The organism is Agromyces protaetiae (assembly GCF_030866785.1).
Taxonomy (GTDB): Bacteria; Actinomycetota; Actinomycetes; order Actinomycetales; family Microbacteriaceae; genus Agromyces; species Agromyces silvae.
The window spans coordinates 2,867,217-2,886,295 of the sequence record NZ_CP133018.1 but is presented as its reverse complement, the minus strand read 5'-3'; the positions used below and the strand labels follow the sequence as shown (position 1 = coordinate 2,886,295).

Genomic DNA, 19,079 nt, shown 5'->3' with positions numbered 1-19,079 from the left:
CGGCGTGTCGCCCGGATCTTCCTGAGCAAGGGGGAGGGGTGTGTGCGGGAACGGCGCGGCCGCGGGCGCGGCCGCGGCCGCGGGCGTGGGCTGGGCCGGGCGTGGGCTGGGCCGGGCACGGGCTGGCGCGGACTGGGGTCGGACGCGGGCTCGGCGCGGGCGCGGGAGCATCACGCGGGTTCGATTCCGACGACGGATGCCTCACATCTCCGCAGATGCGGCGCTATGCTGCAATCCATGCCGCAGTATCGGATCTCAGAGATCGCGCGCCTCCTCGGCGTGAGCGACGACACCGTGCGTCGCTGGATCGACGGCGGATCGCTGGCCGCCACACACGACGAGAGCGGTCGGCTCGTCGTCGACGGCGCGGACGCCGCCCGGCGCTCCGTCGAGCTCGCCGACGCCGCCGAGGACCCCTCGAGCGTCGCTCGCAGCGCGCGCAATCGCTTCGTCGGGCTCGTCACGCGCGTGCAGCGCGACGGCATCATGGCGCAGGTCGACATCCAGGCCGGCCCGCACCGCGTGGTCTCGCTCATGTCGGCTGAGGCTGTCGACGACCTCGCGCTCGAGGTCGGTTCGCTCGCCGTCGCCGTCGTGAAGGCCACCACGGTGATCGTCGAAACCCCCGGGGCACGCGCATGATCCGAAGCGCTCCAAGAATCCTCCCGGCGACGGGACACGATCGGATGCGCCTCCGCGGCGGTTCAGGCCGCGCGGTCAGCCTCGCGGGCCTCGCCGCGCTCGCGGCGCTCGCGCTCACGGCGTGCGTTCCGGGCGGCGGCAACGGCGGCCAGAACGACGCGGATGTCTCGTCGAATGCCGCGCCCACCACCACGCTCACCGTGTACGCCGCGGCCTCGCTCACGGACGCGTTCGAGGAGCTCGCGACCCGGTTCGAAGCGGTGTATCCGTCGATCGACGTCGCACCGATCGTGGCCGATGCGTCGAGCGTGCTCGCGACCCAGATCGTCGAGGGCGCGCCAGCCGACGTGTTCGCGACCGCCGATGAGGTCACCATGGCGGCCGTCGCCGACGAGGGACTCCTCGCGGCGTCGCCGCAGATCTTCGCCCAGAACGCCGCGGTGCTCGCGGTCCCGGCGGGGAATCCCGCAGGCATCGCCGATCTCGCGGCGGTCGCCTCACCCGGCGTGCGCTTCATCGTGTGCGCTCCCGAGGTGCCCTGCGGGCGCGCGGCCGACGACCTGCTGACCGCCGCTGGCGTCGACGTCACCCCGGTGAGCGAGGAGCAGAACGTGACCGCCGTGCTCACGAAGCTGCAGCTGGGCGAGGCCGACGCGGGCGTGGTCTACCGCAGCGATCTCGTGCGCGCCGACGGCACCGTCGAAGAGATCGACACGTCGTCTGTGCCCGCGGTCGTCAACCGGTACCCGATCGCCCCGGTCGGCACCGCGGCCGACCCCGAGGCCGCCGACGCCTTCGTCAGGTTCGTGCTCGGCGCGGAGGGCCAGGCGGTGCTGGCCGAGTTCGGGTTCTCGGGGCCATGACCGGCTCGTCCGCCCCGGCCGGTGCGCCCGGTGCATCCGTCGCTGGTCGAGGAGCGAGCGCCGAAGGAGCACGCGTATCGAGACCCGGGAGCCGGTCCTCAGGGTCGGGTCGCCGGGTCTCGATGTGCTCGCTGGCGGTCGCGACTCGACCGACGACGAGGCGGCCGCCGAGGGCGAGGCGACCGGCGTGCCGACCATGACCGGCCGGCGGCCGCGCGAGCGGGGCCGCGCGCCGCGGACCGAGAGCGCCCGGACCGAGAGCGCCCGGCCCGCGGCCTCGATCCCCGCACTGTTCTGGATTCCCGCGATCGCCGGGATCGCCCTGCTCGTGCTGCCGCTTGCCGGGCTCATCGCCCGCGTCGATTGGGCGACGTTGCCCGCCGACCTCACGTCGCCGGAAGCGCTCGCCGCGCTGCGCCTCTCCCTCCTCACGGCCTCCGCCGCGACCGCGGTGTGCCTCGCCATCGGCGTGCCGCTCGCGCTCGTGCTGGCCCGCGCGTCCGCACGACTCGCGGGCGTACTGCGCGCGCTCGTGACCGTCCCGCTCGTGCTGCCGCCCATGGTCGGCGGCATCGCACTACTGTCCCTGTTCGGCCGAACGGGCCTGCTCGGCGGAACGCTCGAGGCCTGGGGCATCCGTCTGCCGTTCACGACCGCCGCCGTCGTGATCGCGCAGTGCTTCGTCGCGCTGCCGTTCCTGGTCCTCGCGGTGGAGGGCGCGCTTCGCGCGACGGGCACCGCCGAGGAGCGCGTCGCCGCGACCCTCGGCGCGGGCCCGATGACGGTGTTCTTCCGCATCACGCTGCCCCTCGCCGTACCCGGACTCGTCGCCGGCACCGTGCTCTGTTTCGCGCGGGCGATGGGCGAGTTCGGCGCGACGGCGCTCTTCGCGGGCAATGCCGCCGGTACGACGCGCACCATGCCGCTCGCGATCTACACCGCCTTCAACGGGGCCGGCGTGAGCCAGGGTGAGGCCGTCGCGCTGTCGCTCATGCTGCTCGCCGCTGCGCTCGCGATCCTCGTGCTGCTCCGCGGCTGGCGACCGGGGGCGAGCCGGTGAGCGGCGTCGCCGGTGAGCCGCGCAGCCTTGGCCGGTCCGCTGCGGCAGCCGGGCGCCTCGACGCGCACCTTCACGGCCGCCGCGGCAGCCTCGAGTTCGAGTTCGTGCTGTCGCTCGAACCCGGTGAGGTGCTTGCCGTGCTCGGGCCGAACGGTGCCGGGAAGTCCACCCTGCTCGAATGCCTCGCCGGTCTGCTCCTTCCGACCGGTGGGCACCTCGAGCTCGACGGCCGAGCCCTCTTCCGCGCGGCCGGCGCGGGCGACGCGGGTGGCGAGAGCGCACGCGGCGCGAGCGAGCACGTGCGTATCCCCGGCAAGCGCACGGACGACGCCGCCAAGACAAGCGACCGTTCGCGGGCCGGCCGTCGCGGTCACGCCTCGCGGGGGCTCAGCGTGCCGACCGCCCGGCGAGGGATCGGGCTGCTCGGCCAGGATCCGAGACTGTTCCCGCATCTCAGCGCGCGTGACAATGTCGCGTTCGGTCCGGCATTCGGTCGATACGGTGAGCGGATGCCTCGGGCTCGCGCCCGTTCGCAGGCCGACGCGTGGCTCGCCCGAGTCGGCCTCGCCGGCCTCGGTGACCGGCGCCCGCGGGAGCTCTCGGGCGGGCAGCAGCAGCGCGTCGCGATCGCTCGGGCGCTCGCCGCACGCCCCGCGGTGCTCCTGCTCGACGAACCGCTCGCCTCGCTCGACGTCGAGGTCGCTCCCGGGATCCGGCGACTGCTGCGCGAGCAGTTGCGCGCGACCGGAACGTCGGCCGTGCTCGTCAGCCACGAGGTGCTCGATGCCGTCGGGCTCGCTGACCGCATCGCCGTGGTCGACCGCGGCCGCATCGTCGAGACCGGCCCGACCGCGCGGGTGCTGCAGGCTCCACGCACCCCGTTCGTCGCGGCGCTCGCCGGGGTGAACCTCATCGTCGGCGTCGCCAGAGACGGACAGATCGTGGTGGGGGAGCACGCGTTCGCGGGCGCCGCGGGTCCTGCGGCCGACCGAGCGGCGATCCCGATCGGGGTGGTGCCCGGTGGGTCGCTGCCCGACGAGACGTCGGGCGGTGCCGGTGCCGGTGGCGGTGCCGGTGCGGGTGGTGGGGCCGACGCGGTGCCTCCCGACTCCCGCTCCATGCCGCTCGTCGATGGGGTGCGAGCCGCGGCCGTGTTCCGCCCCTCATCGGTCATCGTCGCGACGAGCCGCCCCGAGGGGACGAGCCTGCGCAACATCTGGAGCGACCGCATCGTGACGATCGAACCCGCCCCAGGCGGTGCACGTCTCCGATTCGCCGCGCCGCCCCTCGCGGCCGAGGTCACTGCCGCCGCGCTCGCCGACCTCGGCCTCCGCGAGGGCGACCGCGTCTGGCTCGCGGTCAAGGCGTCCGAGGTCGGCCTGCACTCGCTGGACTGACACGCTGTGACGGCCTCCCGACCGCCCGGCCATCACGTTGGAGTTCGAATTCCGCGTTGGAGGTCGGTCCTGCGCGACCTCCAACACGCAATTCGACCTCCAACGCGTCGCGGTGGGTAGGGCGGCCCGCGCGGCGGTCGTGGCAGCGCCCTGCCGTGGGAACAGGCACGTGGATAGGATCGGCGCATGTCTGACGACGCGGTCCAGCAGGCGAAGGCGGCGGCGGAGGCGGCGGCAGCCGCGGCTGAAGCGCTGCAGGTGCAGGCTCAAGAAGCCATCCGCAAGGCCGAAGCTGCGGCGGCGCTCGCGCAGGCCGCACTCGACGCGCAGGTCGCTGCTGAGCACGGGGCGGCTCAGTCGAGCGCAGCGGATGCCTCGGCCGCCGCCGAGCCCGAGGAATCCGCTCAGCCTGAGGCGTCAGCGCAGCCCGGGGCGTCCGCCCCGCGCCAGTCATCCGTCCAGCCCGAGGCATCCGCCCCGCGCCAGTCATCCGTCCAGCCCGAGGCATCCGTCCAGCCCGAGGCATCCGTCCAGCCCGAGGCATCCGCGCCCGGCCAGGCGACCGTCTCGCTCGATGCGCCGGTGCCGGGCGATTCGACCGCGACGCCCGGCCCGCTCGACCAGGGCGCGGTCGACGCGATCCGGGCGGGGTACCTCTTTGACGGCCCGGCGCTCGAACTCGGCGCGCTCGTCAACGGCGACCCGCTGCCGGGCGTGCCCGTGCGCATCCCGATCGCGATGACGAACCGGCACGGACTCGTCGCGGGCGCGACGGGCACCGGCAAGACGCGCACCTTGCAGCTGCTCGCCGAGCAGCTCTCCGCGGCCGGCGTCGCCGTCTTCGCGGCCGACATCAAGGGCGACCTGTCGGGTATCGCCGAGCCGGGCGCGTCGAGTGAGAAGCTGCTGGGCCGCACGGCGGGCATCGGGCAGACGTGGACGCCCGCGAGCTTCCCGGTCGAGTTCTTCTCGCTCGGCGGCCGCGGGCGAGGCGTGCCGATCCGGGCGACCGTCGCGGGGTTCGGGCCGCTGCTGCTCAGCAAGGTCCTCGGGCTCAACGACACGCAGGAGTCCAGCCTCGCGCTCGTGTTCCACTACGCCGAGTCGCAGGGGCTCGCGCTGCTCGATCTCGCCGACCTGCGCTCCGTGCTGCAGTACCTCACGAGCGACGAGGGCAAGGGCGAGCTCGATGGCATCGGCGGCCTGTCGAAGGCGACCGTCGGCGTCATCCTGCGCGAGCTCGTCGTGTTCGCCGAGGCCGGCGCCGACGCCTTCTTCGGCGAGCCCGAGATCGACACGGCCGAGTTCCTGCGCGTCGCGTCCGACGGGCACGGCGTCGTGAGCCTGCTCGAGGTGCCGGGCGTGGCTGACCAGCCGGCGCTGTACTCGACGTTCCTCATGTGGCTGCTCGCCGACCTCTTCAACGACCTGCCCGAGGTCGGCGACCTCGACCGGCCCAAGCTCGTGTTCTTCTTCGACGAGGCGCACCTGCTGTTCGCCGACGCGTCGAAGGACTTCCTCACGCAGGTCGTGCAGACCGTGCGGCTCATCCGCTCGAAGGGGGTCGGCGTGTTCTTCGTGACGCAGACCCCGAAGGACCTGCCGGCCGACGTGCTCGCCCAGCTCGGCTCGCGCGTGCAGCACCAGCTGCGCGCGTTCACCCCCGACGACGCGAAGGCGCTGCGCGCGACGGTGTCGACCTACCCGACGTCGGCGTACGACCTCGAGCAGGTGCTCACCTCGCTCGGCACGGGCGAGGCGGTCGTCACGGTGATGAACGAGAAGGGCGCGCCGAGCCCGGTCGCGTGGACCCGGCTGCGGGCGCCTCAGGGCAGCATGGCGCCGGCTCCGGATGCCTCGATCGACGCCGTCGTCGCGGCGTCACCGCTGCAGGCGAAGTACGGGGCGGCCGTCGACCGGGAATCGGCGCATGAGCTGCTGACGGCACGCATGAACGCGGCCGCCGAGGCGGCGCAGGCGGCCGACGAGGCCGCGGCGCGCGCGAGAGCTGACGCCGAGTACGCGAAGCAGCAGGAGGCGATGCGGGCGCAGGAGGCGAAGGCGGCCAAACAGGCGCAGGCCGAGTACGACCGGATCATGAAGCGCACGGGCGGGACGTCGCGCTCGGGTTCGCGGAGCCGCTCGACCGGCGCGGCGAAGGGCGGCGGCTCGGGGTCGATGCTCGAACAGGTGCTCGGGTCGAAGGCTGCGCGTGACATGCTCACCGGCGTGGTCGAGGGCATCTTCGGCACCAGGCGTCGCCGGTGACCGAGGCGGTGCCGACGCCGTCGGGGCGGTCCGGCGTGCCGGCCGCGCTGGAGATCAGGCCGTACCGGCCGTGCGACCGCCCGCAGATCGCGGAGATCTGCCTCATCACCGCGGCCGGTGGCGGCGACGCGACCGGGGTGTACTCGGACGACGCGCTCATGCCCGAGGTGTTCGCGTTGCCGTACGTCGAGTATGCGCCGGACCTGGCATTCGTCGTCGCCGAACGCGACCGCCCGGGGGAGGGGGCCGCGGGGCGCGTGTTCGGCTACGTACTCGGCATCGCCGACACGGCCGCCTTCATCGACTGGTACGCGCGTGAGTGGGCGCCCGGGTTCCGGGCGAGGCATCCGTCACCGGGCGCGCCGACCGGCGCTGACCCCGCGTACACCGAGGCGCAACTGGTCGCGGACGGCGGCGACCCGGAGCGCATGCGCATCGCCGAGCTCGATGCGTACCCCGCACATCTGCACATCGATCTGCGGCCCGAGCTGCAGGGGCACGGATGGGGCCGGCGGCTGATCGCGACCCTGCTCGACGCGCTCGCGGCACGCGGCGTCCCGCGGGTGCACCTCGGCATGGACCCCGCGAACCTGGGTGCGCGGGCGTTCTACGAGCGGCTCGGCTTCCACGAGCTGCCGTCGAGCCGGCCGGATGCTCCGCTGCTGGGCATCGCGACGCACTGAGCCGCGCGGCAGGAGGGTCGAGTGCGGCAGCGCGGTTCAGTTCGTCAGCGCGGCACGGTACGAGTTACCCGGGGCATTCCGCCGGCTCGCACGGGGTGAGGTCAGGCGGCCTTCGACGTCTTGGCCGGGCGGCGGAGCAGGCCCTGTTCGAACCAGTACAGGAGTTTGGGGTCGCTGGCCCGGAGCTCGCTGACCGTGATCGGCGCGGGCCTGACGATCTCCTCGACGCCGAGGGAGGCCGACACGGCGTCCATGGCCTCGTCGTCCCAGAATGCGCCGCGCATGCGCAGCAGGCATCGGCCGTCGCGGCCGACGAGGAACAGCTGCGGGGTGGTCTCATCGCTTGCGCGCCGGTAGGTGTGCAGTCTGACGATCGACACGACGTCGCGGGCTGCGACGGAGTTGAGGCCGCCGAAGAATCCACGCTCGACGAGTCCGTACGGGCTCACCGAGATCTCGGTGCGGCGGTAACGGACGACGACGTACACGGCCAGTACCGCGACGACCAGTACTGACCAGGCGAGCGCCCACCTCGTGCCGGGATTGAACTGCTGCTCGGACCACATCGCGATGCCGATCAGCGGCAAAGCCACGATGGCGGACTGCAGCGCGAACCGCCGGAACAGCGAACGGCGGGGCCGAAGCGTCATGACCTTGAGTCCGTCGTCGCCGTCTTCGGTCGCCGAGAGGTCGACGGAACCCGTCGCACCCCAATTTCCGCCTTGCATCGCCACCCCTGACATCCCTCTCATCATGCGGATGCATCGGGGTTCAGCGCTATTCGGCATTAAGGGGGACAGCGCCGGAAGACCCGCATTCTGGGGGTGTGAAGATCCCGATCCGCCAGGAAATCCGTCGATAGTCTCACTCGAATTGAGTGTTTCGTGTCCGGATGCTGAGAGGGAACGATGGAGTTCGAGGATCGATTTACTGCGCTCGCAACGAAGGTCAGCAACCAAGCGTCCGCGATCGGTACTGAAGAGGCGACGAAGAATGCGTTCGTCATGCCGTTCATCTCGACGATCCTCGGGTACGACGTGTTCGACCCGCTGGAGGTCGTCCCTGAATTCACCGCAGATGTCGGGATTAAGAAAGGCGAGAAGGTCGACTACGCGATCATGCGTGACGGCGAAGTGCAGATCCTGATCGAGTGCAAGGCCTCGACCGGCGTTCCGAAGGTGGAGCACGCGTCGCAGCTGTTTCGATACTTCTCAACGACCAACGCGCGAATAGCGGCCCTGACGAACGGCGCGGTCTGGCAGTTCTTCACGGATCTCGACGCACCGAACCGAATGGACTCGAAGCCCTTCCTCGTGCTCGATCTCCTCGACATCGACGAGACGTTGCTTCCCGAAGTCCAGAAGCTGAGCAAAGACAGCTTCGACCTGGAATCGATCATCAATGCGGCCGAAGAGCTCAAGTATGTCGGTGCACTCAAGCGTGAGATCGCATCGCAGTTCCGCTCGCCCAGCGACGAATGGGTTAAGTTCTTCACGACCCGGGTATATGAAGGCTCGTTTACGCAGCGCGTGCGGGAGCAGTTCACCGGGCTGGTCGAGAAAGCCTCGCGTCAGTTCCTCACGGAAAGCGTGAACGACCGCCTCAAGACGGCGCTTGGAGCTGGCGCAGGAGTGCGGCCGATGGAGGACGCGTCGGTGGTGACGAGCGAAGCGGCCGCGGAGAGCGATCTCGACCGAGACACGGAAATCGAGACCACGCTGGTGGAACTCGAGGGCTATCAGATCGTGAAGGCAATTGCCTGCGGCGAGACCAAGCCGCAGCGCATCACCCATCGCGATGCGAAGAGCTATTTCGCCGTCCTTCTCGATGACAACAACCGAAAGCCGATCGCCCGCCTGCATTTCAACGCCCGCCAGAAGTACCTCGGGTTGCTCGACGCGGACAAGGTCGAAACGAGACATCCGCTCGAATCGCTCGACCAGATCTATGAGCATGCGGACGCCATCCGGGAATCGGTCGTGCGATACCGGTAGCCAGGGCGTAGCTACTTCACGGGCAGTGGCCTGACGCGGATGTGGCCGCGACCGATCGACGCGACCGCGCCGTTCTCAAGATCCTCGATCACCGAGGGCAGATTTGCGAGCAACAAGGCCGCCTGCTCCGACGGTGCCAGGTGATCTGACGACCGCAAGAGCAGCAACGACGGCGCGATCGCGCCGCTGAGAGCGAGCAGTGTCGCGAAATCGCTGTCCGCTGAAACGACGGTGGCACCAATACTGACAGCGAACGCCGAGATTTCGATGTCCGGCGCGGTGAGCAGCCCCACGTCTCCAACGTGGGTCGCATGAAATCCGCCGGCGCGGAGTTCGTTGGCAACGGTCGGCGAGAGGTTCGCGTCGACCAGGAGCTTCATGCGGCTACGAAGGGCAGCTCGCGCTGCACGTTCTCCGCGGCGAAGGCGAGAACCGCGAGCACATCATCGCGCTCCAGATACGGGTAGTCCGCGAGCAGTTGCTCCATTGTTCGCCCCGCGGCGAGTTGGCCGAGCACAGCCGAAACAGTGACGCGCGTATCTCGCACGGTGGGCGCGCCCGCCATACGCGATGGGTCAGCCGAGATCCGGTCGGAAATCATGAGGCAAATTCTACCGAATCGGGGCCTCGGTCGTCCGATCCGTCGGAATACGCGTCCTCGCCATCGCAGACGATCACAACCCACCGTCATCCGCTTCGACGCCGCTGGCCCCAGAAATGACAGATGTCTCGCGACACATGAGACACATGTCGCGAGACATCACACGGCGGAGGATGGGGTGTCTGAGCTCACGACATCGTTGACAGCGGTGGCCGGCGGTTTTCCGTGTGATCGTTGACCGGTGAGTCGGGGCATCGTTGACGAACCGGGTGGGGTGATCGTTGACCGGTGAGTCGCGACATCGTTGACAGCTGCGACGGCGGAAGCATGAGCGGCCATGAGCCGCAAGAACAAGAACCTCGTGATCGTGCGCGCGGTCACCGAGCAGGGCCTGACCCACGCGCAGGCCGCCGCCCGGTTCGGTGTGACCCGGCAATGGGTCCATACTCTCGTCAGCCGCTACCAGCGCGGCGGACCCGACGCGGTCGGCACCCAGTCCAGGGCACCGAAGCGGCGACCGGTGACCACCCCGGAGCCGGTGCGGGCCCGCATCATCCAGCTCCGCCACGAGCTGACCGCCGACGGTGCCGACGCGGGCCCGGTCACGATCGGCTGGCATCTCGAGCAAGAAGGCATTCTCGCCCCATCGACGTCCACAATCCGTCGAATTCTGCATGCCAACGGCCTACACCTCGGCATCGGTCGCGCCCACATCGGGACCAACGTCCTCATGCTCATCCACGACGCCCACGTCACAACCTCAAACGCCGACACCGGCGAGATCATCGCCGAACACACCATCGATCCCAGCAGCGACTACCAGCCACCACGACGATGAACCCGCACCCCAGCCCACCCAAGACCCAGAGCCGAGCACACACTTGAACCCACAAAAAAATCCCGAGCCGCGACACCGTTTGTCAACGATGTCGCGACTCAGGACAATGGCGGAGGATGGGGGATTCGAACCCCCGAGGGCTTTCACCCAACACGCTTTCCAAGCGTGCGCCATAGGCCACTAGGCGAATCCTCCGGGCGGACAGCACGTGCTCGCACACGCGGTGACCTCAGGACATGCTACCGGACCGCGGCGGGCGATTCGTTCACGCGCAGGTCCGCGCCGATTCGAAGATGGCCCGCACGGGCGGGTACACTGGACGACGGCCCCTCACGTGGCGCCACCCAGGCCAACTCCCCTAGGTCGGAAACGAAGCAAGGGTAACCAGGCTCTGGCGGGTGCGTGAGGGGTCTTTCCATTCCCCGGGGATTCCCATCGTCGCCCTGGCCCCCGCCAATAGGGTGGAACGCGTGGCGCACAGCATCTACCTCTGCTCCGCTGAGGGCAACACCGGGAAATCGACCGTCGCACTCGGCGTGCTCGAGACCCTGACGAGACGCGTGACCCGGGTCGGCGTCTTCCGCCCCGTCGCCCGATCCACCGACGAACGCGACTACGTGCTCGATCTGCTGCTCGCCCACGAAGCGGTCGTGCAGATCGACTACGAAGAGGCGGTGGGCGTCGGCTACGACGACGTGCATGCCGACCCCGAGGGCGCGCTCGCGACCATCGTGCGCCGCTTCAAGGCGATCGAGGCGCGCTGCGACGCGGTCGTGATCGTCGGCACCGACTACACCGACGTCGGCAGCCCCACCGAGCTGTGGTTCAACGCGCGCATCGCGGCCAACCTGGGCGTGCCCGTGCTCCTGGTGCTCGGCGGGCGGGCGCCCGAAGGGCGCGGCCACTCCGAGCAGCTCGGCGATGAGGTCGCACGCACGCCCGACGAGATGGCACAGCTCGCCGAGCTCGCCGTCGACGAGCTCACGCGCGAGCACGCGACCCTGCTCGGCATCGTCGCCAACCGCGCCGACCCCGAGCGGCTCGACGAGATCGTCGACGCGGTCTCGCACGCCGCCCGCACCGAGGTCGCCACGTCACGCACGGTGACGGCCGACGGCGTGCACGTGTGGGCGATCCCCGAGGACCGCTATCTCGTCGCGCCCTCGATGCGCACGATCATGCATGCGGTCGACGGCGAGCTGCTGTCGGGCGACAGCGAGCTGCTGAACCGTGAGGCGCTCGCGGTCGTGATCGCCGCGATGGGCATGGAGAACGTCCTCGCCCGGCTCATCGAGGGCGCCGTCGTCGTGGTGCCCGGCGATCGCAGCGAGGTGCTGCTCGGCGTCCTCACCGCGCACGCGTCCGCGACGTTCCCGTCGATCTCGGGCATCGTGCTCGTCGGCGGGTTCCCGCTCTCCGAGACGGTCGAACGGCTCATCGAGGGGCTCCGCGCGCAGCTGCCGATCATTCGCACGGAACTCAGCAGCTACGCGACCGCGGTCGCGATCACGCAGGCGCGCGGTCGGCTCGCGGCCGAGTCGCAGCGCAAGCGCGACACCGCGCTCGCGCTCTTCGAGCAGCACATCGACGCGCAACGGCTCCTCGATCTGCTCGACGTCGCGCGGCCCGACGTGATCACGCCGATCATGTTCGAGTACCAGTTGCTCGAGCGGGCGCGCAGCGCCCGAAAGCACATCGTGCTCCCCGAGGGCTACGACGACCGCATCCTGCGCGCGGCGGCGACGCTGCTCGCACGTGAGGTCGCCGACCTCACGATCCTGGGTGAAGAGATCGAGATCCGCTCGCGCGCGATCGGGCTCGGCCTCGACCTGTCGAAGGCGACGGTCATCTCCAGCCACGACCCCGTGATGTCGTACAAGTTCGCCGAGGAGTACCGCAAGCGCCGTGCGCACAAGGGCGTCACGCTCGAGCAGGCCCGCGAGCGGGTGCAGGACGTGTCGTACTTCGGCACGATGATGGTCGAGCTCGGGCTCGCCGACGGCATGGTGTCCGGTGCGGCGCATACGACGGCGCACACGATCCGGCCGTCGTTCGAGATCATCAAGACGCGTCCCGGCGTCGAGGTCGTGTCGAGCGTGTTCCTCATGGCGCTCGCCGATCGCGTGCTCGTGTACGGCGACTGCGCGATCGTGCCCGACCCGACCGCCGAGCAGCTCGCCGACATCGCGATCTCCTCCGCGCAGACGGCGGCGCAGTTCGGCATCGAGCCGCGGGTCGCCATGCTCTCCTACTCGACGGGGGAGTCGGGGTCGGGCGCCGACGTCGACAAGGTGCGGCAGGCTACGGCGCTCGTGCGCGAGCGCGCACCCGAGCTCGCGGTCGAGGGGCCGATCCAGTACGACGCGGCGGCCGATGCGGCCGTCGCGCGCACCAAGCTTCCGCAATCGGATGTCGCGGGGCGGGCGACGGTCTTCATCTTCCCCGACCTCAACACCGGCAACAACACGTACAAGGCGGTGCAGCGCTCGGCCGGCGCCGTCGCGATCGGGCCGGTGCTGCAGGGCCTGCGCAAGCCGGTCAACGACCTCTCGCGGGGCGCGCTCGTGCAGGACATCGTGAACACCGTCGCGATCACCGCCATCCAGGCCGCGGAGAGCGTGCAGGCCGTCGAGGCGCTGCCGGTCGTCGAGGAGCCGGCGTGAGCGTGGTGCTGGTCGTGAACTCGGGCTCGAGTTCGTTCAAGTACCAGCTCATCGAGGTCGACACCTCGCGCACGCTCGCGAGCGGACTCGTCGAGCGCATCGGCGGCACGGGTGGCCGTGCGCGGCACACGGATGCGACCGCGGACGGCGGCGAGGGCGCCTCGTGGGACCTCGAGGTCGACGCACCGGATCACTTCGCCGCGTTCGACGTCATGCTCGAGGCGTTCGCCGCCCACGGTCCGTCGCTCGCGTCGCACGCGCCGGTCGCGGTCGGGCACCGGGTCGTGCAGGGCGGCGCCCGGTTCTTCGAACCGACGATCATCACCGACCTCGTGAAAATCAACATCGACGAGCTCTCGGCGCTCGCGCCGCTGCACAACCCGGCGAACCTCGCGGGCATCGATGCGGCTCAGCGCGCCTTCCCGGATGTGCCGCACGTCGCGGTCTTCGACACGGCGTTCCACCAGACCATGCCCCCGGCGGCATACACCTACGCGATCGACCGTGAGGTCGCCGCGAAGCACCGCATCCGGCGCTACGGGTTCCACGGCACGAGTCATCAGTACGTGTCGCGTGCGGCCGCCGAGTACCTCGGCCGACCCGCCGCGGAACTGCGCATGATCGTGCTGCACCTCGGCAACGGGGCATCCGCCTGTGCCGTCTCGGGCGGCCGGTCGGTCGAGACGAGCATGGGCATGACGCCGCTCGAGGGGCTCGTCATGGGCACCCGGTCCGGCGATCTCGACCCGGCGATCCTGCTGCACCTGCAGCGGCGCGCCGACCTGTCGGTCGGCGAGGTCGACCGCCTGCTGAACTCCCGCAGCGGCATCCTCGGCCTGGGTGGCCACGCCGACATGCGCGACCTGGTCGAGGCGGCCGAGTCGGGCGATCCGGATGCCACGCTGGCGCTCGAGGTCTACACGCACCGCGTGCGTTCATACGTGGGCGCGTATGCGGCGCAGCTCGGCCGCGTCGACGCGATCGTGTTCACGGCGGGCGTCGGCGAGAACGCGGCGCTCGTGCGCGAGTGGTCGCTCGCGGGGCTCGAGGGCTTCGGGGTCGAGCTCGCCCCCGAGCTCAATCGGCTGCGCGCGCCGGGCGCCCGGCGCATCTCGACGGATGCCTCCCGCACGGCGGTGCTCGTCGTGCCCACGGACGAGGAGCTCGAGATCGCCCGCCAGACCGTCGCGGCGGTCGGGCCGCAGGCCGGCTGACGTCCTCGCGGAACAGATCGAACCCCGGCCCGGCCTCGTGCGTCAGCGCACGAGGCGGGCGCAGTCGATGCAGAGCGTCGCGGTGGGGCGGGCCTCGAGCCGGGCGACCATGATGGGTTTGCCGCAGCGCGCGCAGACGCCGTAGGTGCCGTCGGCGAGCCGGTCGAGGGCGCGGAGCACCTCGGCGAGCTCGGACTCGGCGTCGGCGAGCACCGCCGTGCGCTGCGACCATTCCTGGGTCATCGTCGGGCCCTCGGGGTCGTGCTCGTCGTCGGCGTTCGCGTCGGATCTCGCGACCCGGACCTCGGCCATGCCCTCGCGGTGCTCGGCGAGCCGGTTCTCGGCTTCGCGTCGCTCGGCGAGCAGGGCGAGCTCGAACTTGGCGATGCGTTCCGGGGTGAACGACCTGGTCATCGCCGCCTCCTTCCGTCGGCGCCGTCGCGCGGCATCGGCACGTGGCATCCGTCGCGTTCTCGCATGGTAGTCCTCTGCCGGGTGATCCTGTGGGTGGGGGCGTCTAGCATTGACGCGTGGTCACCGCCCTGTATCGCCGCTACCGGCCTGAGAACTTCGCCGAGATGATCGGTCAATCCCAGGTCACCGAGCCGCTGATGACGGCACTGCGCACCGACCGGGTGAATCACGCGTATCTGTTCAGCGGCCCGCGCGGCTGCGGCAAGACGACCTCGGCGCGCATCCTCGCGCGCTGCCTCAACTGCGCCGAAGGGCCGACCGACACCCCGTGCGGCACGTGCCCGAGCTGCGTCGAGCTCTCGCGCGGCGGCGGCGGCTCGCTCGACGTGGTCGAGATCGACGCGGCGAGCCACAACGGCGTCGACGACGCGCGTGACCTGCGCGAGCGGGCGGTGTTCGCGCCCGCGCGCGATCGCTACAAGATCTTCATCCTCGACGAGGCGCACATGGTGACGCCGCAGGGGTTCAACGCGCTGCTGAAGCTGGTCGAAGAGCCGCCCGAGCATGTGAAGTTCATCTTCGCGACGACCGAGCCCGACAAGGTGCTCGGCACCATCCGGTCGCGCACGCACCACTATCCATTCCGCCTCGTTCCGCCCGCGCCGATGCTCGAGTATGTGCAGCAGCTGTGCGACGAGGAGCACATCGAGGTCCAGCCGGGCGTGCTCGCCCTCGTCGTGCGGGCGGGCGGCGGCTCGCCGCGAGACACGCTGTCGCTGCTCGACCAGCTCATGGCCGGCTCCGAAGGATCGACCATCGACTACGAGCGTGCGGTCGCGCTGCTCGGGTACACGCACGGCGCACTGCTCGACGAGGTCGTCGACGCGATCGGCGCGGGTGACGCCGCGGGCGCGTTCGCCGCGGCCGACCGTGTCGTGCAGACCGGGCAGGATCCCCGACGGTTCGTCGAAGACCTGCTCGAGCGGCTCCGTGACCTCATCGTGGTCGCCGCGTCGTCGCCCGAAGCCGCGGCCGCGGTGCTGCGCGGCGTACCCGAAGACGAGCTCGCACGCATGGCCGCGCAGGCGAAGGCGTTCGGGCAGGCCGAGCTCTCGCGCGTGGCCGATCTCGTCAACCAGACTCTGACCGAGATGACGGGTGCGACCTCACCGCGGCTGCACCTCGAGCTCATGCTTGCGCGCGTGCTCGTACCGAGCTCGGACGAGACCGAGCGCGGCGCGCTGGCGCGCGTCGAGCGACTCGAGCGACGCGTGGGCGTCGACGGCTCCCTGCCTGGGGCGGGCGCCGGCGGCACCGACGACGCGGGCGGGCGGTCGGCGCCCGCGGCCCGCGCAACGCCGGCCAGAGCCGAGGCCGGGCGCGGAGCGCCTGAGGCGGGCGCCGGCTCCGCTCGGGCGAACGGCGCCGGGGGTGCGGGTGTGCCCGCGGACGCCGCCGCAGCGCGCGATCGGTCGGCCACGCCGTCCGGGGCCGGCGCGGTCGAGTGGAACACCGCCGACGCCGGCGCAGCACGCAGCGGTGCGGCTGAGCGTGGTGCGGCTGAGCGTGGTGCCGCTGAGCGCGGTGCGGTTCAGCGTGCGGGCGAGGGCGCGCCGGCTGAGTCCGGCGCGCCGACGAGTGCGCACACGGGCGAGCCGTCGGTCGCTGAAGCGGTCACCGTCGCCGAGCCGGCGTCCGGCGCGAAGCCGGTCGGGCCCGTCACGCTCCAGCAGGTTCGCGATGCGTGGCCCGAGGTGCTCGCCGCGCTGCAGCGCACGAAGCGGAGCGCGTGGATGGTGGCATTCACCGCGCAGGTCCGCGACTACCGAGACGACGACATCCTCGTGCTCGGCTTCCCGAGCGAGCAGGATGTCGCGGGCTTCCGCGGCGGCGCCCCGGGGCAGTCCGTGAGCGAGCTGCTGCGCAACTCGATCGCCGAGGTGCTCGGCGTCCGCGTCAAGTTCATCGCCCGCGCCGAGGGCCCCGGCCACCGCGGGTCGGGTGGCGATCCCGGCGACGGCCCCGGCGACGAGCCGAGCCCCGAGCACGGTTCGAACGGTTCCGGCGGCGCGTCGACCGCTCCGTCACCGGCCGGTCCAGTGCGAACCGGCGAACCGGAACCCGCCCGCGAACCGGCACCGCCGACGGCACCCGCACGGGCAGGGGCGTCGGCGTACTCCGCCGAAGCCGCACCGACGCACGCTCCGGTCCGCGATTCGAACGTCACCACCGGGCGCGCCACCGGGCCGGTTGGCGAGGGTGCGAACGCCGAATCGGCGAACGCGGCCGCACCGACCGCGACCGGACCGGTCGACTCGTGGGCCACCGTCGCGATCCCGACGGATCCGGCAGCGAACGGGGCCGGCGAGGCGTCCGCGGCCGAGGCGCGCACTGCGCCGGCGACGGTGACGCGAACCGCGACGGCGGTCGCCGAACCGCCGGGGCGCGAGGCATTCGACGACATGCCGAACGACGCCGACGCGCCGCCAGAAGATATCGAACCGCCGTTCGACCCCGGCCCCGAACCCGCGCCGGAGTTCCCGGCAGACCGCGGCGGTTCGGGCGCGCCGACGCCGACGGCCTCCACCGGGGCATCCGTCACCGCGTCAGCCGCTCGTGCGACGCCGCCCGCCCAAGCCGCCGCAGCGCCGGCAGCGCGCGCCGGGCGTACGCCGCGGCCGATCCCGCAGCGCAGCGGTGACGGCATTCAGCGGTACGGTGAGGCGGTCGTGCGCGAGGTGCTCGGCGCGACCTTCCTCGAAGAGATCGAAGCCCCCGGCTTCGGAGAGCGTGGCTGATCCGTGTACGAAGGCATCGTCCAAGAGCTGATCGACGAGCTCGGGCGGCTTCCCGGCATCGGCCCGAAGTCCGCGCAGCGCATCGCGTTCCACATCGTGCAGACCGAGCACTTCGACGTGAGCCGGCTCGCCGAGATCCTCTCCGAGGTCCGCACCAAGGTGCGGTTCTGCGAGATCTGCGGCAACGTCTCCGAAGAGAACACCTGCGCGATCTGCCGCGATCCCCGGCGCGACGGCACGCTCATCTGCGTGGTCGAAGAGGCGAAAGACGTCGTGGCGATCGAGCGTACGCGCGAGTTCCGCGGCCTCTACCACGTGCTCGGCGGCGCGATCAGCCCGATCGACGGCATCGGCCCCGATGAGCTGCGCATCCGTCAGCTCATGCAGCGCCTCGCCGACGGCACCGTCGTCGAAGTCATCATCGCGACCGACCCGAACCTCGAGGGCGAGGCGACGGCCACCTACCTCAGCCGACTGCTCACCACGCTCGAGATCAGGGTGACCCGGCTCGCCTCCGGCCTTCCGGTCGGCGGCGACCTCGAGTACGCCGACGAGGTCACCCTCGGCCGCGCGTTCGAGGGCCGCCGCACCGTCGGCTGAGCAGAACACCCGCCGCCGGCATCCGGTGGCGCCGTGGTGTCGCGGGGTGGCGCCGTGGTCTCCCGGGGTTTTCTCGCGCGGTGGCACCGTGGTCTCGCGGGGTGGCGCCGTGGTCTCGCGCGGTGGCGCGGTGGTCGCGCGCGGTGGTCTCGCGGGGTGGCGCCGTGGTCTCGCAGGGCGGTGGCGTCCCGTGGGGTGGCGCCACCATCCCGGTTCGCGGCGCCGCTTTCCCGGTTCGTCCACCGCTCCGACTGACCGCGGCCCCGTAACCTCTCCTTGCTCAGGAAGAACTGGCGTGGCGTCGGCGTGTCGGCGCTCGGCGCGCCGGCGGTGGGTTCGTTCTTCCTGAGCAGGCGCGGGCGCGGAGGTGATTCGATGCCGTGTCGCCGCGGGCCGGGGCGCGGGCCAGGCCGGGCCCGGGGCCTGGCCGCGTCGGACCGGGGCGGCCGCGGCGTGCGCCGTTGCCGTGTTCCGTGCCCGGGAAGGGAAGAGCTGACTGTTCCTTGCTCAGGAAGAACTGGCGTGGGGTCGGCGTGTCGGCGCCCGGCACGCCGGAGGCGGGTGCGTGCTTCCTGAGCAGGCGCGCGGCCGGGGTTGACGGCGGCGCGGCGGGGCCGGTGGAATGGCGGCATGGCAGCCAGCGCAGGGGCAGAGTGGGTCGCGGGGTACGTGCGGGCATGGGAGACGAACGATCCGGCCGACATCGGTGCGCTGTTCACCGATGACGCGGTCTACGAGTACCGGCCCGACGATCCAGAGGCCGCGCGCGGCCGCGACGTCATCATCGCCTCGTGGCTCGAGTCGAAGGACGACGCGGGCACGTGGGCGTTCGACTGGCGACTACTGGTCGACACCCCCGAGCTCGTGATCATCACCGGCCGCACCGAGTACCCGGCCGAGAAGGACTACGACAACCTGTGGGTCATCCGGCTCGGCCCCGACGGTCGCGCGACCCACTTCACCGAGTGGTACATGACCCGCCCGCGCACCTGACATCGCCACACGCCCACGTGGTCTGCGCGTCGGGAAACGCGGGTCGAGGCG

The 19,079-nt window shown here is 71.2% G+C and carries 17 protein-coding genes, 1 tRNA gene and 1 other RNA gene; 14 read left to right on the top strand and 5 right to left on the bottom strand.

The annotated features are described in order from the left end of the window. Nucleotides 1-237 precede the first annotated feature (237 nt). The 6 genes from QU602_RS13260 (at nucleotide 238) to QU602_RS13235 (ending at nucleotide 6,913) form a co-directional block, all read left to right on the top strand. A complete protein-coding gene (locus QU602_RS13260) occupies nucleotides 238-642 on the top strand; it encodes a TOBE domain-containing protein (RefSeq protein WP_308796938.1) in 405 nt (134 codons plus the stop codon). A 44-nt stretch (nucleotides 643-686) separates the two neighbouring features. Then, complete coding sequence (gene modA, locus QU602_RS13255; protein WP_308796937.1) at nucleotides 687-1,505, top strand: molybdate ABC transporter substrate-binding protein; 819 nt, start codon at nucleotides 687-689, stop codon at nucleotides 1,503-1,505. Nucleotides 1,506-1,701: 196 nt separating this feature from the next. Next, nucleotides 1,702-2,565, top strand: a complete 864-nt coding sequence (locus tag QU602_RS13250; RefSeq protein WP_373692937.1) for an ABC transporter permease — start codon at nucleotides 1,702-1,704, stop codon at nucleotides 2,563-2,565. Continuing rightward, nucleotides 2,562-3,962 (top strand): sulfate/molybdate ABC transporter ATP-binding protein, encoded by a 1,401-nt coding sequence (locus QU602_RS13245; protein WP_308796935.1) that lies wholly within the window; start codon nucleotides 2,562-2,564, stop codon nucleotides 3,960-3,962. Before QU602_RS13250 ends, QU602_RS13245 begins: the two co-directional genes overlap by 4 nt. A gap of 186 nt (nucleotides 3,963-4,148) precedes the next feature. Further along, nucleotides 4,149-6,230, top strand: coding sequence for a helicase HerA-like domain-containing protein (locus tag QU602_RS13240; RefSeq protein ID WP_308796934.1), 2,082 nt, complete (start codon nucleotides 4,149-4,151; stop codon nucleotides 6,228-6,230). After that, nucleotides 6,227-6,913, top strand: coding sequence for a GNAT family N-acetyltransferase (locus QU602_RS13235; RefSeq protein WP_308796933.1), 687 nt, complete (start codon nucleotides 6,227-6,229; stop codon nucleotides 6,911-6,913). The genes QU602_RS13240 and QU602_RS13235 overlap by 4 nt, the downstream gene beginning before the upstream one ends. Nucleotides 6,914-7,014: 101 nt before the next feature. On the opposite strand, the gene QU602_RS13230 is transcribed toward QU602_RS13235, so the two are convergent. Continuing rightward, nucleotides 7,015-7,647: a hypothetical protein gene (locus QU602_RS13230; RefSeq protein ID WP_308796932.1), complete on the bottom strand. Its 633-nt coding sequence runs from the start codon at nucleotides 7,645-7,647 to the stop codon at nucleotides 7,015-7,017. Nucleotides 7,648-7,821: 174 nt separating this feature from the next. Between QU602_RS13230 and QU602_RS13225 the strand changes: the two genes are divergently transcribed. Further along, nucleotides 7,822-8,907 (top strand): type I restriction endonuclease, encoded by a 1,086-nt coding sequence (locus tag QU602_RS13225; protein WP_308796931.1) that lies wholly within the window; start codon nucleotides 7,822-7,824, stop codon nucleotides 8,905-8,907. A gap of 11 nt (nucleotides 8,908-8,918) precedes the next feature. Here QU602_RS13225 and QU602_RS13220 read toward each other — a convergent pair whose 3' ends face one another. Both QU602_RS13220 and QU602_RS13215 read right to left on the bottom strand, forming a co-directional pair. Then, nucleotides 8,919-9,287, bottom strand: a complete 369-nt coding sequence (locus QU602_RS13220) for a DUF5615 family PIN-like protein (protein WP_308796930.1) — start codon at nucleotides 9,285-9,287, stop codon at nucleotides 8,919-8,921. Next, complete coding sequence (locus QU602_RS13215) at nucleotides 9,284-9,508, bottom strand: DUF433 domain-containing protein (RefSeq protein ID WP_308796929.1); 225 nt, start codon at nucleotides 9,506-9,508, stop codon at nucleotides 9,284-9,286. Before QU602_RS13215 ends, QU602_RS13220 begins: the two co-directional genes overlap by 4 nt. A 337-nt stretch (nucleotides 9,509-9,845) precedes the next feature. On the opposite strand from QU602_RS13215, the gene QU602_RS13210 reads away from it, so the two are divergent. Next, on the top strand, nucleotides 9,846-10,346 hold the full coding sequence (locus tag QU602_RS13210; protein WP_308796928.1) for a helix-turn-helix domain-containing protein: 501 nt from the start codon (nucleotides 9,846-9,848) through the stop codon (nucleotides 10,344-10,346). 107 nt (nucleotides 10,347-10,453) lie between these two features. On the opposite strand, the gene QU602_RS13205 is transcribed toward QU602_RS13210, so the two are convergent. Then, nucleotides 10,454-10,541: transfer RNA gene (locus QU602_RS13205), tRNA-Ser, on the bottom strand. Nucleotides 10,542-10,667: 126 nt separating this feature from the next. On the opposite strand from QU602_RS13205, the gene ffs reads away from it, so the two are divergent. The 3 genes from ffs to QU602_RS13190 all read left to right on the top strand — a co-directional run bounded on the left by ffs (nucleotide 10,668) and on the right by QU602_RS13190 (nucleotide 14,223). Then, nucleotides 10,668-10,764: signal recognition particle sRNA small type (gene ffs / locus QU602_RS13200), an RNA gene on the top strand. A 52-nt stretch (nucleotides 10,765-10,816) separates the two neighbouring features. Beyond that, nucleotides 10,817-13,009 (top strand): phosphate acetyltransferase, encoded by a 2,193-nt coding sequence (gene pta / locus QU602_RS13195; protein ID WP_308796927.1) that lies wholly within the window; start codon nucleotides 10,817-10,819, stop codon nucleotides 13,007-13,009. Then, complete coding sequence (locus QU602_RS13190) at nucleotides 13,006-14,223, top strand: acetate/propionate family kinase (RefSeq protein WP_308796925.1); 1,218 nt, start codon at nucleotides 13,006-13,008, stop codon at nucleotides 14,221-14,223. The genes pta and QU602_RS13190 overlap by 4 nt, the downstream gene beginning before the upstream one ends. Before the next feature lie 42 nt (nucleotides 14,224-14,265). Here QU602_RS13190 and QU602_RS13185 read toward each other — a convergent pair whose 3' ends face one another. Then, on the bottom strand, nucleotides 14,266-14,637 hold the full coding sequence (locus QU602_RS13185) for a TraR/DksA family transcriptional regulator (RefSeq protein ID WP_308796924.1): 372 nt from the start codon (nucleotides 14,635-14,637) through the stop codon (nucleotides 14,266-14,268). 116 nt (nucleotides 14,638-14,753) lie between these two features. On the opposite strand from QU602_RS13185, the gene QU602_RS13180 reads away from it, so the two are divergent. From QU602_RS13180 to QU602_RS13170, 3 genes are all read left to right on the top strand, one after another. After that, entirely contained in the window at nucleotides 14,754-17,435 is a 2,682-nt protein-coding gene (locus QU602_RS13180) for a DNA polymerase III subunit gamma and tau (RefSeq protein ID WP_373692818.1), read from the top strand. Between the two features lie 3 nt (nucleotides 17,436-17,438). Continuing rightward, nucleotides 17,439-18,035 (top strand): recombination mediator RecR, encoded by a 597-nt coding sequence (recR, locus tag QU602_RS13175; protein ID WP_308796923.1) that lies wholly within the window; start codon nucleotides 17,439-17,441, stop codon nucleotides 18,033-18,035. A 630-nt stretch (nucleotides 18,036-18,665) separates the two neighbouring features. Further along, nucleotides 18,666-19,028, top strand: coding sequence for a nuclear transport factor 2 family protein (locus QU602_RS13170; protein WP_308796922.1), 363 nt, complete (start codon nucleotides 18,666-18,668; stop codon nucleotides 19,026-19,028). Nucleotides 19,029-19,079: the final 51 nt, after the last annotated feature.